This is a genomic window from Myxococcus qinghaiensis, assembly GCF_024198215.1.
GTDB classification, from domain to species: domain Bacteria; phylum Myxococcota; class Myxococcia; order Myxococcales; family Myxococcaceae; genus Myxococcus; species Myxococcus qinghaiensis.
Map to the genome: position 1 here is coordinate 20,716 of NZ_JAKCFA010000007.1, position 13,919 is coordinate 34,634.

At 71.2% G+C, this 13,919-nt stretch carries 9 protein-coding genes; 3 read left to right on the top strand and 6 right to left on the bottom strand.

Going from position 1 to position 13,919, the window contains the following annotated elements:
• Positions 1–4: 4 nt before the first annotated feature.
• Positions 5–5,263: a non-ribosomal peptide synthetase gene (locus tag LZ199_RS14080; RefSeq protein ID WP_253994202.1), complete on the bottom strand. Its 5,259-nt coding sequence runs from the start codon at positions 5,261–5,263 to the stop codon at positions 5–7.
• A 345-nt stretch (positions 5,264–5,608) separates the two neighbouring features.
• Between LZ199_RS14080 and LZ199_RS14085 the strand changes: the two genes are divergently transcribed.
• Positions 5,609–6,589: an aldo/keto reductase gene (locus LZ199_RS14085; protein ID WP_253994203.1), complete on the top strand. Its 981-nt coding sequence runs from the start codon at positions 5,609–5,611 to the stop codon at positions 6,587–6,589.
• A 25-nt stretch (positions 6,590–6,614) separates the two neighbouring features.
• On the opposite strand, the gene LZ199_RS14090 is transcribed toward LZ199_RS14085, so the two are convergent.
• The 5 genes from LZ199_RS14090 to LZ199_RS14110 all read right to left on the bottom strand — a co-directional run bounded on the left by LZ199_RS14090 (position 6,615) and on the right by LZ199_RS14110 (position 12,019).
• Positions 6,615–7,430 (bottom strand): hypothetical protein, encoded by an 816-nt coding sequence (locus LZ199_RS14090; RefSeq protein ID WP_253994204.1) that lies wholly within the window; start codon positions 7,428–7,430, stop codon positions 6,615–6,617.
• Between the two features lie 124 nt (positions 7,431–7,554).
• Positions 7,555–8,709 (bottom strand): DUF4130 domain-containing protein, encoded by a 1,155-nt coding sequence (locus tag LZ199_RS14095; RefSeq protein WP_253994205.1) that lies wholly within the window; start codon positions 8,707–8,709, stop codon positions 7,555–7,557.
• Positions 8,710–8,811: 102 nt separating this feature from the next.
• Positions 8,812–9,777, bottom strand: coding sequence for an FHA domain-containing protein (locus tag LZ199_RS14100; RefSeq protein ID WP_253994206.1), 966 nt, complete (start codon positions 9,775–9,777; stop codon positions 8,812–8,814).
• Entirely contained in the window at positions 9,765–11,105 is a 1,341-nt protein-coding gene (locus LZ199_RS14105; RefSeq protein WP_253994207.1) for a S1C family serine protease, read from the bottom strand. Before LZ199_RS14105 ends, LZ199_RS14100 begins: the two co-directional genes overlap by 13 nt.
• Before the next feature lie 230 nt (positions 11,106–11,335).
• Positions 11,336–12,019, bottom strand: coding sequence for a hypothetical protein (locus LZ199_RS14110; protein ID WP_256569105.1), 684 nt, complete (start codon positions 12,017–12,019; stop codon positions 11,336–11,338).
• 149 nt (positions 12,020–12,168) lie between these two features.
• Between LZ199_RS14110 and LZ199_RS14115 the strand changes: the two genes are divergently transcribed.
• Positions 12,169–12,651, top strand: a complete 483-nt coding sequence (locus tag LZ199_RS14115; protein WP_253994208.1) for a hypothetical protein — start codon at positions 12,169–12,171, stop codon at positions 12,649–12,651.
• A gap of 141 nt (positions 12,652–12,792) precedes the next feature.
• On the top strand, positions 12,793–13,890 hold the full coding sequence (locus tag LZ199_RS14120) for a 6-phosphofructokinase (RefSeq protein WP_253994209.1): 1,098 nt from the start codon (positions 12,793–12,795) through the stop codon (positions 13,888–13,890).
• Positions 13,891–13,919: the final 29 nt, after the last annotated feature.

Here is a 13,919-nt window from a genome sequence, read left to right on the forward strand (position 1 = left end):
GGTCTCAGCTGTTCCTTCCGCCGCGACGCTGGAGGGCCTGACGACGGGCCTCCGCACGCTCCTGGTGCTTCACACTTTGCGTCCCCGGCTCCGACTCGGAGGTCAGCCTCCGCGCCAGCGCGTGGACAGTCGGGTGCTCGAAGAAATGGGTGACGGGGACATCCCGGCCAAGCACCTCGCGCAGCCGGGCGCACGCGCGCACCGCCGACAGCGAGCTGCCGCCCAGGTCATCGAAGAAGTGGGCATGCACGCTCACCGTCGGATACCCGAGCGTCTCCGCCCACGCCTGGACCAGCGTCTCCTCCAAGGGCGTGCGCGGCGAGCCCTCGGACGGATCCGCTCGCGTCGGAGCCGGCAGGGCCCGCGTGTCCACCTTGCCGCTGGACAACAACGGCAGCGCCTCCAATGCGACGAGGTCCGCGGGTATCAAGTGCTCCGGCAGACGCGCGCGGAGACTCGCTCGCACCTCGCCTGGAGTCGGCATCCCGCCTTCGGGCGGCACCACGTACGCGACCAGCCGAGGCTCTCCTCCCGCCTGCGGGCGCCACACCCGGACGTGGGCCTGTCGCATCCCCGCCAGTTCGCGCAGGGCCACCTCCACCTCGCCCGGCTCGATGCGGAACCCGCGCAGCTTCACCTGTGCATCCAACCGGCCCAGCAAGTCGATGTGGCCGGACGGACGCCAGCGCGCCAGGTCTCCGGTGCGATACAGGCGCGCTCCTGGCACGGAGCCATACGGGTCCGGGATGAAGCGCTCCGCGGTCAGGTCCGGGCGGCCTTCGTAGCCGCGCGCGACGGCCAGGCCTCCCAGGAACAGCTCCCCCGTTACGCCAGGAGGAACAGGCCGCAGGGACTCGTCGAGCACGTAGGCCTCGACATGCGGCAAGGGCGGGCCGATGTCCGGCGCCCCGGTGCCCACGACACACGTGGACCACGCCGAGCAGACGGTGACTTCGGTGGGGCCATAGGCGTTCAGCATCACCCTGCCAGGGGCGAAGCGGGACACCAGGTCCTCCGGACAGGGCTCACCCGCGGAGACGAGCGTCTTCAGGTCTGGAAGCGGCGTGTCCGGCAACAACGTGCAGGCCGAGGGCGGGAGCGTCACCAGGTGGATGCGTTCCTCTCGCAGCACGCGGTGCAGCGCCTCACCCGCCAGCACCTCGCCCGCTGGAGGCAGGACCAGCGTCGCGCCCGTCATCAGGCCCTGGATGTATTCCCAGACGGAGACGTCGAAGGCCGGTGAGGCGAACTGGAGCACCCTCGCGCCGGGGCCCAACGCGAAGCCCTGTCGAATCGTCGCGACCAACTGCAGGGCGCTGCGATGCGACACCATCACTCCCTTCGGACGGCCCGTGCTGCCGGAGGTGTAGATGATGTACGCCGTGCAGTCCGATGAGGGCAGCGCGCGCGGCGCGTCCGGCGAGTCCCCGTCTCGGGCGTCGCGAGCACCGTGCTCCTCCCAGAGGAGCATCGTCACTTCCGGAGGCAGCGTCAGCCGCCGTGCGAGCCGCTCCTGGACCAGCAGCCAGCGCGCGCCGGAATCACTCAACATCCAGGAGACCCGCTCCGACGGATAGCCCTGGTCGAACGGCACCACCGTCCCACCGGCCTTCAGCACCGCCAGGAAGGCGATGAGCGCCTCGGGCCCTCCGCGCTCCAGCTGCACGCCGACCCGGCTCTCGGGGCCCACACCCTGAAGGCGCAGTCTCGCCGCGACCCGATTCGACCAGTCATTCACCTCGCGGTACGTCCACCGCGACGCGCCCGCCGCCAGCGCCTCTGCGTCTGGCGTCCTGGCCACCCAGGACTCGAAGGCCTCGTGAAGCCCCGTCAGCGCCAGGGCCTCGGAGGTCGCGCGACCGCGCCCCGCCGACAGCGCCGCTCGCCGCTCTTCTTCGTCGAGCAAGGGCAGGTCCAAAAGGGGCACATCGGGAGTCCGCGATGCCGCGTCCAGCAAGGCCGCCAGGTGACGGGCCATGCGCCGGGCGATGTCCGTGTCGAACAGGTCCGTGCAGTACTCCAGACTCGCCGCGAAGCCTCCTCGCGACTCCGCCATCGACAACGTCAGGTCGAAGGCCGCGGCCTGGTTTTGAAGCGGGAAGGACTCCAGCTCCAGCGCGCCCAGTCGGACCCGCGTCCCCTCCCCTCCGAGCGCGAAGGGAGCGAGGGCTTCGCGCCCCGGACGCCCCGAGTGCAGCACGAACATCGTCTGGAACACGGGGGCGCGCGACGCATCTCGACGAGGCTGGAGCCGCTCGACGAGCCGAGCGAAGGGCAGCTCCTGGTGCTCCAGTGCCTCCAGCACCACGCCACGCACCTCGGCCAGCAGCGCGGAGAACGACATTCCCTTCGTCACGGTGGCGCGAAGGGGCACGGGGTTGACGAAGTAGCCCACCTGCCGCGCCAGGTCCGCGCGAGCCCGGCCCGCAGTCGGCGTCCCCACCAACAGGTCCTCGTGTCCGGTGTAGCGGCGCAGGAAGGCGAGGTAGCCCGCCAGCAGCACCATGAACGGCGTAGCGCCGCGTGCGCTCGCCAGCGACAGCAAGCGCGTGGCCGTCTCGGGCTCCACCCGGAAGGGCACGGCGGCGCCTCGGAAGGACTGGAGCCGGGGCCGCGGGCCAGAGGTGGGCAGCTCCAGCACCGGCAGCTCGCCGCTCAGCTTCTCGCGCCACCACGCTTGAAGCCCATCGCCTCGCGCCCCCGTATGGAGTGCCTCCTGTGCACGGAGGATGGGGGCGACAGGGGCCGGCGGTGGCGGCAGCGCCGCGGGGACACCTTGGAGGCCGGCGGTGTAGAGGAGCCCCAGCTCCTCGGCCATCACCTCCAGCGACCAGAAGTCGGTGATGAGGTGGTGGAAGACGAGCAGCAGCACCGGGCCCCCCTCGACGTCGGTGAAGACCCGCATGCGCATCATCGGCCCGCGCTCCAGGTCGAAGGGGCGGTGCGTCTCCGCGTCCAGTCGCTCGCGCAGGGCCGCCTCCGTCCATTCCCGAGCGGACTCGCGCTCCAGCACGGGCGCGGCGGCGGGACGGAGCACCGGCTCACCGCGCTCCTCGGGGAACGCGCACGCGAGCGCGGGATGGCGCGTGACGAGTCCGGAGAACGCCTGCGCGAGGACGTCCAGGTCCACGTCCCGCGACAGCCGCATCGCGCGCGCGATGTGATACGCGGTGCTCCCAGGCGCCAGTCGCTGGAGGAACCAGAGCGCGCGCTGTCCGTCCGAGAGATGCGGCGTCGCGTCCCCGACAGCCGGAGCGTCGGCCAGGGCCTCCGTGGGCTCCACTCCCGCGCCACGCACGCGCTCCACCCATGCGGCCACGTCGCGCAGACTCGGCCCCTGGAGCAGCAATGTGGGCGGCAGCGACACGCGCCACGTCTGCTGCACCGCGTGCATCACATCCAGCCCACGCAGCGAGTCCAGCCCGTACTGGGTGAGCGGCGCGTCGGCATCCAGCGTGCTCGCCGCGACACCGAGCCTCCGCGCCACCTCGCTGGAGAGCCACGAGAGCACGTCTCCGGAAGCCTGCGCCTCGGACGCGGTCGCCACCTCGTCCCTCGCGAGCACGTCCGCGCGGCTCTCCTTCCACGCACTCACGACCTCCAGGTCCTCGGCGACGAACGCCTGCTTCGTCACGCGCCGCTGCACCTTGCCGCTGGACGTCTTGGGCAGACTCCCCGCCGTGATGAGCACCACCGCGTGCGCGGCCACGCCGTGCTCCTCGACGAGCGTGGCGCGGATGCGCGCGAGCGCCTCATCGAGGACGCCTCCCTCCGCCGCCTTCCCGGAGACCTCCTGGACGATGACGAGCCGCTCCTCGCCCTCCGCCTCCACCGAGAACGCGACGCCACACCCCGGACGCAGGGCCGGATGGCTGCGCTCCACCGTCAGCTCCAGGTCCTGGGGATAGAGGTTGCGCCCGCGCAGGATGAGCACGTCCTTCAAGCGGCCCGTGACGAAGACCTCGCCGTCCTCGACGATGCCCAGGTCTCCCGTTCGCAAGAAGGGCCCCTCCCCCGTCCCCGCGAGGCGGCCCTGAAAGTCGCGCTCCGTCTCCTCGGGACGCTGCCAGTAGCCCTCCGCGATGCTCGGCCCCCGCACCCACAGCTCGCCCACCTGCCCTGGCGCCTTCGGCTCACGCGTCTGGGGGTCCACCACGCGCAACTCCTGCGCTCCCAGCACCTCGCCACTGCCCACCAGCACCGCTCCGTCGTCGGCACTCCCAGGCGCTCGCGCCTCGCCCCGCTCCAGGCCCTCGCGCGAGAAGCGCTTCACCACCAGCTCCACCGGCCGCGCCGCGACGCGCTGGCGGCCCGTGACGATGAGCGTCCCCTCCGCGAGCCCGTAGCAGGGATAGAGCGCGTGGCGTCGGAAGCCCGCGGGCGCGAAGGCCTCGGCGAAGCGGTCCATCGTCTCCGCGCGCACCGGCTCCGCGCCGCAGAACGCCACCTCCCAGCGACTGAGGTCCAGCGCGGCGCGCTCCTCTGGCGTGCTCTTGCGCACGCACAGGTCGAACGCGAAGTTGGGACCTCCGCTCACCGTGCCGCCATGGCGCGAGATGACGTCCAGCCACCGCAAAGGACGCTGGAGGAAGAACATCGGCGCCATCAGCGACGCATGCATGTCCCGGAACAGCGGATGGACGATGCCGCCGATGAGCCCCATGTCATGGTACGGCGGCAGCCACGAGACGAACCGGGGGTTCGGCTTCGCGTCGAAGTTCCGGGAGATGAGCTCGCAGTTGTGCATCAACTGCCGGTGGGCCAGCACCACGCCGCGCGGCGAGCCGGTGGAGCCCGACGTGTACTGGAGGAACGCCACCGTGTCGTCGCGCACGCCCGCCTCGCGCCACGACGCGGCCTCGGACAGCGGCACCGTGTCCGTGGACAACCAGCGCAGCGCGCGCAGGTCCTCCAGTCCCTCGGTGAGCGGCCCCACCAGCTCCGAGATTCCGGACGTCGTGAGCGCCACGCGCGCGCCGCAGTCCGCCACCAGCGCCTGGAGCCGGGGCAGCGTGCGCCCCAGTCGCAGCACATCCGGCGGATACGCGGGCACCGCCACCACGCCCGCATACAGACACGCGAGGAAACCCACCACGTATTCACGCCCCGGTGAATACATGAGCAACGCCCGGTCTCCCGGGGCCATCTCTTGCTGGAGCCGCGCCGCCACCGCGCGCACCTGGGCGTCCAGCTCCGCATAGGTGACGGTGTGCTCCCCTTCTTCGTCGACGAACGTGAAGATGGAATCTGTTGGCTGAGACACAGCCCGTGAGCGGCACACGTCGACGAGGGTGGCGCCTTCAGGACGAACGAATGCGGAGGCGGGGGCAGCGCGAGTCGGCAGGTGCATGTCGAGTGTCCCGGGGGGGATTTTTCAGCGGGGCGGCAGCCGTTTCAGCCCGGCACACACGCGTCCCGTAAACCCGGGGGCGAAGTCCCTGCTGCATCAGCTGACGCCCCCTGGATTCGCCCTACTTTTAATGGATTCTGGGCATCCAGAAAAGTCGCGTCATCAAGATTGACCCAGCACAGCCGTATTGGCCGGATGCATATTCACGTCCCGTCGTGGCGATGTGCCGCGCGACACCCGACGAGAGGAGCCTCTCCCATGAAGTACACCCAACTGGGCCGCACCGGCCTGAGCGTCTCACGCCTGTGCCTGGGCTGCATGAGCTACGGCACACCTTCGTGGCGCCCGTGGGTCCTCAATGAGGAAGCCTCGCAGCCGTTCTTCCGCCGCGCGGTGGAGATGGGCATCAACTTCTTCGACACCGCGGACATGTACTCGCTGGGTGTCAGTGAAGAAGTGACGGGCCGCGCGCTGCGACGTTATGCGCGGATGGAAGAGGTGGTGGTCGCCACCAAGGTGTACTTCCCCATGGGGGACGGGCCCAACATGCGAGGGCTGTCCCGCAAGCACATCATCCAGGCGTGCGAGGCGAGCCTGAGGCGCCTGGGCCTGGAGACCATCGACCTCTACCAGATTCACCGGATGGACCCGCACACGCCGCTGGAGGAGACGCTGTCCGCGTTGGAGCAGCTCGTCCGCCAGGGCAAGGTGCGCTACCTGGGCGCGTCGTCCACGTATGCGTGGCAGTTCGCGCGGGCGCTGGGCGTGGCGGACCTGAATGGCTGGTCCCGCTTCGTGTCCATGCAGGACCACTACAACCTCGTCTATCGCGAGGAGGAGCGGGAGATGCTGCCCCTGTGCGAGGCGGAGGGCATTGGCGTCATCCCCTGGTCTCCGCTCGCGCGCGGGCTGCTGTCAGGGACGCGCAAGTCGCTGGGAGACCGGGAGGCGACGCCGCGCGCGCAGACGGATGCGTACGCGCCGGTGCTGTATGACCAGCCAGGAGACTGGGACGTGGTGGAGGCCACCAGGCGGGTGGCCGAGGCGCGCAACGTGCCCGCCGCCCAGGTGGCCCTGGCGTGGCTGCTGTCACGGCCCGTGGTGACGGCGCCCATCATCGGCGCCACGAAGATGGAGCACCTGGAGGACGCCGTGCGCGCGGTGGACCTCAAGCTCCAGCCCGAGGAGCTCCAGGCCCTGGAGGCGCCCTACCTGCCCCACGCGCTGCGCGGCATGTGAGCCGCGCGGCGGAACCGAGTCGACCTCAGAGGTCCACCTGGCTGGAGGGCTCGCGCGCCTCCACCGGGGCCGGAGCCGGGGCGGGCATGGGCAGCTCCAGGAAGGCGGCCCGGGGACCGGCGCCACCATAGGCCAGCGCCTCGATGCGGTTGGTGCGCGGAGCGCGGGGGTCTCTCGGCATGCACTCGGCCTCGGTCTCCTGGAGCTTCAGCTCCGGACGGGCCTGCTCGAGCCGGTCGATGCGCGGCGGCACGTAGTTGACGGCGTCCTCGAACGCATAGCGGGAGAGGATGCGCGTCATCGGCATGGACCCGCAGCGGGTTTCAGGGGACGACGTCGTATAGGTCTGGGTGCTGAGCGCGAAGGCGCCCTGAGGGGCGTGGAGTCCTCCGCGGATGGCCTCCACCACCGTTCGGGACACCACGACCTGCTGGCACACCGTCATCATGTCCGGCACGGGGCGCAAGACGAGCCGCAGCGGGGCGTACTCCCCCGCCTTCATGGCGGTGCGGACCAGGGCCTTCCACGGAGGCACGCTCCCCTCCGGCATCAGGTGCGTGCGGCACTCCAGCTCCGTGCCCGCGTCGTTCGCCATGAACACCACCTGGACGTTGCTGACGTAGCGCGCCCCCGACGTCTCCGCGCGCTCCAGGAACTTCAACACCAGCGCGCTGCCGTCCTGCGCGTGGCCGAAGGGCATGGAGATGGCCCAGGGCTCGAAGCCGGACTGCTTCGCCAGCTCCGGCGTGGCGACGATGACGGGAGGCCCCTGACGCACCAGGGTGGAGCGCGCGCACCCGGCGGAGAGGAGCAACAACAGGGTCAGCGTGGAGCGACGCATCAGTGGTCCCCTTGGTGGGCTTTGCCTTCCCCGTAAAATACCACCGTCGCGACAAGCCGGTGCACAGCGCGGCCCAGGGAGCAACCATCTCCCCACGGGCCGATATGTCCGGGGCCTCCGGGCGTTACCCGCGCGCCCCGGCCAACCTGAGCCACTGCGCCGCGGAGCGCAGGTCCGCCTCGAAGTGGATGCGCAGCTCCGCGCGCTCGCGAGGGTCCGTCCGGCGCAGGACATCCGAGGGCGCGAAGGTGGCCATGGCCCCGCGGGCCCAGGGCGTCTGGACGAACTGTCCCCGGTTCAGGTGGAGGCGGAACCCCGGCCCCAGCACGGCCTGCCCCGCGACGGGGCCCAGCGCGAGCATCAGCAGCGGGCGCACCGAGGCCACCTCCAACGCCAGCGCTTCGCGGAACGCCTGCGCCTCCCGCCAGCCCGGAGCGTCCGCGTCCCCTCCGGACCAGGGCCCCCGCGAGACATGGAGGTCCTTGGGCTTCAGCCCCGCACGCGAGAGCACCACCTCCAGAAGCCGCCCCGCCGCCCCCGCGAAGCCCGGCACGTCCCCGTCCTCTCGCGTGTCGGGCACGTCTCCCACCATCATCACCGGCGCGCCCGCCTGGCGTTCCTCTGGAGGCGCCTGGAAGCGCGGCGCGCCCGGGCTCCGCGTAGGGCCTCCGGTGCGTGGCGGCGCCTCCCACGCCAGTCCCGCGCCGTAGCTCAGGCGCGCCAGGTCCCAGTGCGCGCTGGCGTCCGGGGTGAAGAGGCTCCAGCGCAGCGTGGGGAACCGCCCCACGAGGAAGGGCGCCGCCAGCCGGACGACGAGGTGCTCCGGCCGGTACCAGGCGACATACCGCTCCGCGCCGTCGGAGACCGCGGGCCGGAAGCGGACGCGAATCACGAGGCTCCGCACGTCCCGCCGCACCGCGCGCTCCATCCGCCGCAGGCGCTGGACGTCCCGGTCCACCTCCCGCTCCAGCAGGCGCCGCTCTCCATGCGTCAGCCGCCAGAGCACGCGGTACAAAAGCGCCCAGCGCTCCGGCTCCCGGTGACACACCACCTTCTCCGCGAGCCCCAGGAAGTCCCGGGGCACCACCGGCAGCGCCCCAGGCGCCATGCCACGCAGGAGCGCATCCACCCGGCCCTCCCACGGGCCCCGCGCTTCCTCGAAAGACACCCGCTCCGGAGGCAGTCCCCGCGCCAACAGCCCCCGCGACACTTCCCGAAACGATGCCAGCTCCGGCGCCACGCTCACCCGCACCTGGACCTCCTGGTCGCTCAGCGACACACGCCGCGAGCCACCTGTGAGGGTGCTCGCGCGCGTGGAGGGGTTCTACCCTCCAGGTCTGACATCACCATCCCACCCGCGACGTCGCGGAGCCCTCGCGGGCTATTCCTCCTTCGCGAGCGCGTCCACCTGCTCCTGGAGTCCTCCCAGCTCCTCGAAGAAGGAGTCCACGGGCTGGGCCCGGGCCAGGCGGAACGCCGGCGGCAGCAGCGTGCGCGGGAAGTCCAGCGAGGTGCTGAAGGGCTCGTTGCCCAGCAGGTCATTCGCGCGGGACAGGGCGCCGAAGGTCAGCGTCACCACGGCGAGCACCCGCACCAGTCGCCCGGGCTCCCACCGCGCCACGTAGCGCAGGTGCCAGAACAGGCCCCAGCCCATGAGCAAGAGGAACGTCGCGTGGTACAGCCAGGACAGGCCCGAGCCCAACCCCAGGCTGAAGCCCAGCGCCGACATGAGCGGCGGCAGCGCCACCGCGCCCAGCAGCACCAGGCTGCCGATGGTGGCGTGCGTGCGGTAGTGGAACCTGCGTCGGGAGATGCGACTGGCGACGGCCCAGCCGCCCGCCCACAGCAGCGTCAGGGTGAGCGGCGTCACCACCGCCACGGTCAGCTCGCCCCAGTCCGTGCGGCCGTAGTTGCCCAGGTGCGTCTCCAGCGAGCTGACGAAGAGCAGCGCCAGCATCGCCACCGGGAAGGCGCGGGCATGCTCGAACACGCGCTCCTTGGGGGCGACGGCCGCGGTGATGACGGTGCCGGGCACCGCGTGGTCCCTGCGCCGGAAGCGCAGCACCGTGTCCCCCACGGCCACGCGCGTATCGGGCGCCAGCTCCAGTTCGGCGAGCCGAGCCCAGGGCTCCACGCGCCAGGTGCCGTTGTGGCTGCCCACGTCGCGCACCACGAGCGCGCCGTCCTCGCGCCGCTCGATTCGCAGGTGCTCGGGGGAGACCTTGGGGTCGTCGAGGATGACGTCGTTCGAGTACGCCCGGCCAATCGTCGCCGGGAAGCGCTCCAGGCGGTGGCGCTCGTGGACGGAATCGCCTTCCAGCACCTCCAGGAAGATCATTTCGTCCATGACAGCCCCTCCAGGTAGCGGCGCGCCAGCTTGCGCGCGTTGTCCGCCGTGAAGCCGCCCAGGGTGAGGCTGGTGTCCACGCCGCTGGTGCTGGCGTTGAGCGCGGCGGCGCGCAGCACCAGGTCATAGAGGCCCGGGAAGCGCTTGTAGGCGCGCAGGCACATCGCGGCGCGCACGGGCAGGCCCTCCACGTCCACGAACTCCGTGGCGCAGCGGAAGTTGGTGACGTCCTCGCGCGAGGCCTCCACCGTGTCCGGGTCCTGCGCGTACAGCGCGCTGTACAGCGAGGAGAAGCGCAGCGCGCCCAGCTTCTGGCTGGAGGCCTGCTGGTGCAGGAAGGCCACCACGCCCGTGCGGTGATGCGAGGACAGGTAGATGTCCTCCTCCGAGGAGCACTGGTAGTTCGTCACCGTGTAGGGCGCCTCCGGATCATGCGGCGTGTCGCCCCAGCACTTGAGGAAGGGAATCCACCGGCCCGGGACCTGGTAGGCGCCCAGCTTCTGCTTCGGCACCGGCGCCGCCAGCAGCTGCTCGGTGAGGCGCTGCTGGTTCTCCAGGAGCTGCGCGCGCACGCGGTCCACGAGGCTGACGGCGGCGTCCTGCTTCGCCTCCATCGCCCGCGTCAGGAGCGCGCTCGCGTGCTTCACCGGGACGAGGAAGCCGAGCTGGTTGCCCATGGTGGCGACGTTGACGCCCACCACGCGCCCCTGCCCCGTGAGCGTGGGCCCACCGCTCATGCCGGGGTTGATGGCGCCGCTGAAGTGGATGCGCTCGTAGAGCGAGTCCTGGATGAAGCCGTTGTAGGTGCCCTCGACGATGGTGGTTCCCAGGTCGTGGGGATTGCCCATGGCGTACAGGCGCGCTCCCTGCGGCGGCTCGCGGTCCTCCAGGGCGATGAACTCCTTCACCGCGTCGTCCATCTGGATGACGGCCAGGTCATGCACGACGTCCACGTCCACCAGTCGCACCGGCACGGGCTCGCCGCCGGTGCGCAGGACGAGCTCCGCGGTGTAGTCCTCCGGGTGGAGCACCACGTCGGAGACCACGTGGTAGTTGGTGATGGCGTGCCCGGTGGCCGAGACGAAGAAGGCCGAGCCGATGGACGAGCGCGTGCCGGAGCGCCGCTCGATGATGCGCACCTGGGCGACGCGGTTCTGGATGCGCTGGAACAGCTCGTGGGTGGCCGGAGGCAGCACGGCCGGTGGAGACTCGGGCGCGGGCGCGGGCGCGGTGTCGGGTTCGCTTCGGGCGGGAGGCAGCACACCCGGTTCCGAGGGAGCGACCGACGGCGCCTGCCCCAGCACGGCGACGAGGAAGAGGACGAACATGGATGGCGCGCACGCTATCCCAGCGCCGCGCGCGTGGGCACAGCGTCGCGTCAGGCATGGGGCCCGCGTGCGCTCGCTGCCCCACCTGCCCTGTCGGCGGCATGCCCGCCAGCGTCCGGGTTCCGCCCCGCTGAAGAGGTGCCGCGCGAAGGTGGGCCGACTCACGCCTCGGAGGTGGGCCGCCTCATGCCTCGGAGGTGGGCCGCCTCATGCCTCGGAGGTGCGCCGCCTCACGCCTCGGAGGCGCCCCGGCCCGCTCGCATCCGGCGCCAGGCCGCGTACGACGCCACCAGCGCACCCGCCAGGGCTCCCGCGAGCGCGCCCAGCACCCTGCGCGGCACCACGCCCGGGGCCGTCGTGGCTTCCAGCCGGAACGTGTCCAGCGACGCGCGCACGCCCGGAGCCAGCGACTCCCAGCGCACCGCGGGCGCGCTCACCACCACCACCGCGTGCCGGCCCTCGGACGCGAGCCCCGCCACCAGCACCGTGCGCACCTGTCCCGAATCCCTCAGCGTGCCCAGCACCTCCACGCGGGGAACGACTCCCCCCACCCGGTCCACGCGCTCCGGAGCCAGCGTCACGCCCAGCTCCCGCTGGAAGTGCTGCATCACCGCCGACGCGAAGTCATCCCGCTCCGAAGGGCTCGCGGAGAAACTGCGCTCCACCACGGAGACGAGCATCGTCGCCGCCTCCGGCCCTTCTCCATCCGCCAGCGCCGCGGACAGGCTCCGCGTCGCCTCCGCATCCAGCGACACCGCCCCCGCCACCGAGCCCGCGTACGGCTCCCACCGCACCATGTGGAAGCTCTCGGGAGGCCTCAACACGTAGCCGTCCCGACGCAGCTCGGAGCCGAGCGCGCCCGACAACAGCAACCAGCCTCCAGCCATCCCCACGAGATTCACGCGAGCGAGCATAGGCCCCCCGCGTCACATCCGCAGGCCAGGCCATGGGTCCCGAGAAACGACGAACCCACGGATACCCCGTGCGCCCGGGCGCGACGAAGTCACCGCTCGCATGCCTTCGTTGTGACATCCCCCAGCGGCGCGGGTAACCTCGCGCCCAGATGACTCCTGCAGCCCGGGTGGAGATGGAGACACGCGCCGACCGAGCCCTGCGCCGTGGCGAGCTCGTCGAGGCGGTCGACCTCTACGAGACGCTCACCCACGCCTTCCCGGAAGACGCCTCGCTCGCCGACAAGCTCGCCAACGTGCGCGAGTCCCTCCTCCCCCTGGAACTCCAGACGTTGGAAGCCATCCGACCGCCCGAGGAGCCGGACGTTCCGCTCGGTCCCTCCTCACCCGCCCAGGAGGGTGAGCGCCTGTTCGCCCTCGGGGACTACGTGGGAGCCGCCGCCGCCTACCGCCGCGCCCTCCAGGAGCGCCCGGACAACGAGCTCTTCAAGGAGCGACTGCTGGAGATCTTCCACATGGCGAGGGAGATGCCCCTACAGTCCCCGACAGACAAGGCGCTCCCCAAGTCCCCGCAACCCCGCCTCCAGGCGCTCCTGGACCGGGTCGCCTCGCGTCGCCGCCTCAAGCGGGACTGATGGAAGCTCGCGTTTCCACTCGGAAATCCGACCTCTGATTTGATTCGCGCGTTGCACCCCGACTCCGGGGCCTCCTATCATCAGGTCCGACGTCGCTGTCATGGTGGGCCTCCCCCCCTCTGACACCCGCGTCCGACCTCTATGGCCCGTTCCCTGAGACTCGGAGTCCTCACCGGTGGCGGAGACTGCCCCGGGCTCAACGCGCTCATCCGTGGCCTCGTCAAGCGGGGCACGCACGAGTTCGGCCATGAGTTCGTGGGCATCGAGAACGGCTACATGGGGCTGGTGGAGCCAGACCTCACGCGTCCCCTCACCGAGGAGGACACCCGAGGCATCCTCCCCAAGGGCGGCACCATCCTCGGCACGTCCAACCGCGCCAACCCGTTCCTCTACGCCTTCCGTGAGGGCGAGCGGTGGGTGGAGCGCGACGTGTCGGACGCGGTGCTGCGCCGCTGCGAGGCGCTGAAGCTCGACGGGGTCGTCGCGGTGGGCGGCGACGGCACGCTGTCGATTGGCCACCGGCTGAGCGAGAAGGGACTCAAGGTGGTCGGCTGTCCGAAGACCATCGACAACGACTTGAGCGGGACGGATCAGACGTTCGGCTTCGACACCGCGCGCCTCATCGTCACGGAGGCGTTGGACCGGCTGCACTCCACCGCCGAGGCGCATGACCGCGTCATGCTGGTGGAGATCATGGGCCGCCATGCGGGCTTCCTGACGCTGGAGAGCGGCCTCGCGGGCGGGGCGGACGTCATCCTGCTGCCGGAGATTCCGTACCGGGTAGAGGCCATCGTCGAGAAGCTCCGCCGCCGCGCCACCCGCCGCCGCAGCTTCTCCATCATCGCCATCTCCGAGGGCGCCTTCCCCGTGGGCGGCACGCTGGCCGTGCTGGACAAGGCCGAGGACATGCCCGGGAGAGGCGTGGTGAGGCTGGGCGGCTCCGGCAAGGTGTGCGCGGATCTGCTGGCGCAGCACATCGAGGCGGAGATTCGCGTGAATGTGCTGGGCCATCTCCAGCGAGGAGGCAGTCCGAGCGCGGCGGACCGCGTGCTGGCCACGCGGTATGGTTGTGGGGTGCTGGACCTGGTGCGTGACGGACAGTGGGACCACATGGTGGCCCTGCGCGCCGGACAGCTTGTCGCGGTACCGCTGAGCGAGTCGCGCAAGGAGCGCCGGGTGGACCCATCCGGCGAGCTGGTGCGCTTCGCCAAGAGCATGGGCATCAGCTTCGGGGACTGAGGGAGGGGGAGGCACGTACCGCCGCACGT

What these genes read in the sequence shown, in the direction of transcription:
- LZ199_RS14110 (WP_256569105.1), bottom strand. Translation starts at nt 12,019, where the DNA reads ATGCTCGCTCGCGTGAATCTCGTGGGGATGGCTGGAGGCTGGTTGCTG.
- LZ199_RS14085 (WP_253994203.1), top strand. Translation starts at nt 5,609, where the DNA reads ATGAAGTACACCCAACTGGGCCGCACCGGCCTGAGCGTCTCACGCCTG.
- LZ199_RS14100 (WP_253994206.1), bottom strand. Translation starts at nt 9,777, where the DNA reads ATGGACGAAATGATCTTCCTGGAGGTGCTGGAAGGCGATTCCGTCCAC.
- LZ199_RS14120 (WP_253994209.1), top strand. Translation starts at nt 12,793, where the DNA reads ATGGCCCGTTCCCTGAGACTCGGAGTCCTCACCGGTGGCGGAGACTGC.
- LZ199_RS14115 (WP_253994208.1), top strand. Translation starts at nt 12,169, where the DNA reads ATGACTCCTGCAGCCCGGGTGGAGATGGAGACACGCGCCGACCGAGCC.
- LZ199_RS14090 (WP_253994204.1), bottom strand. Translation starts at nt 7,430, where the DNA reads ATGCGTCGCTCCACGCTGACCCTGTTGTTGCTCCTCTCCGCCGGGTGC.
- LZ199_RS14105 (WP_253994207.1), bottom strand. Translation starts at nt 11,105, where the DNA reads ATGTTCGTCCTCTTCCTCGTCGCCGTGCTGGGGCAGGCGCCGTCGGTC.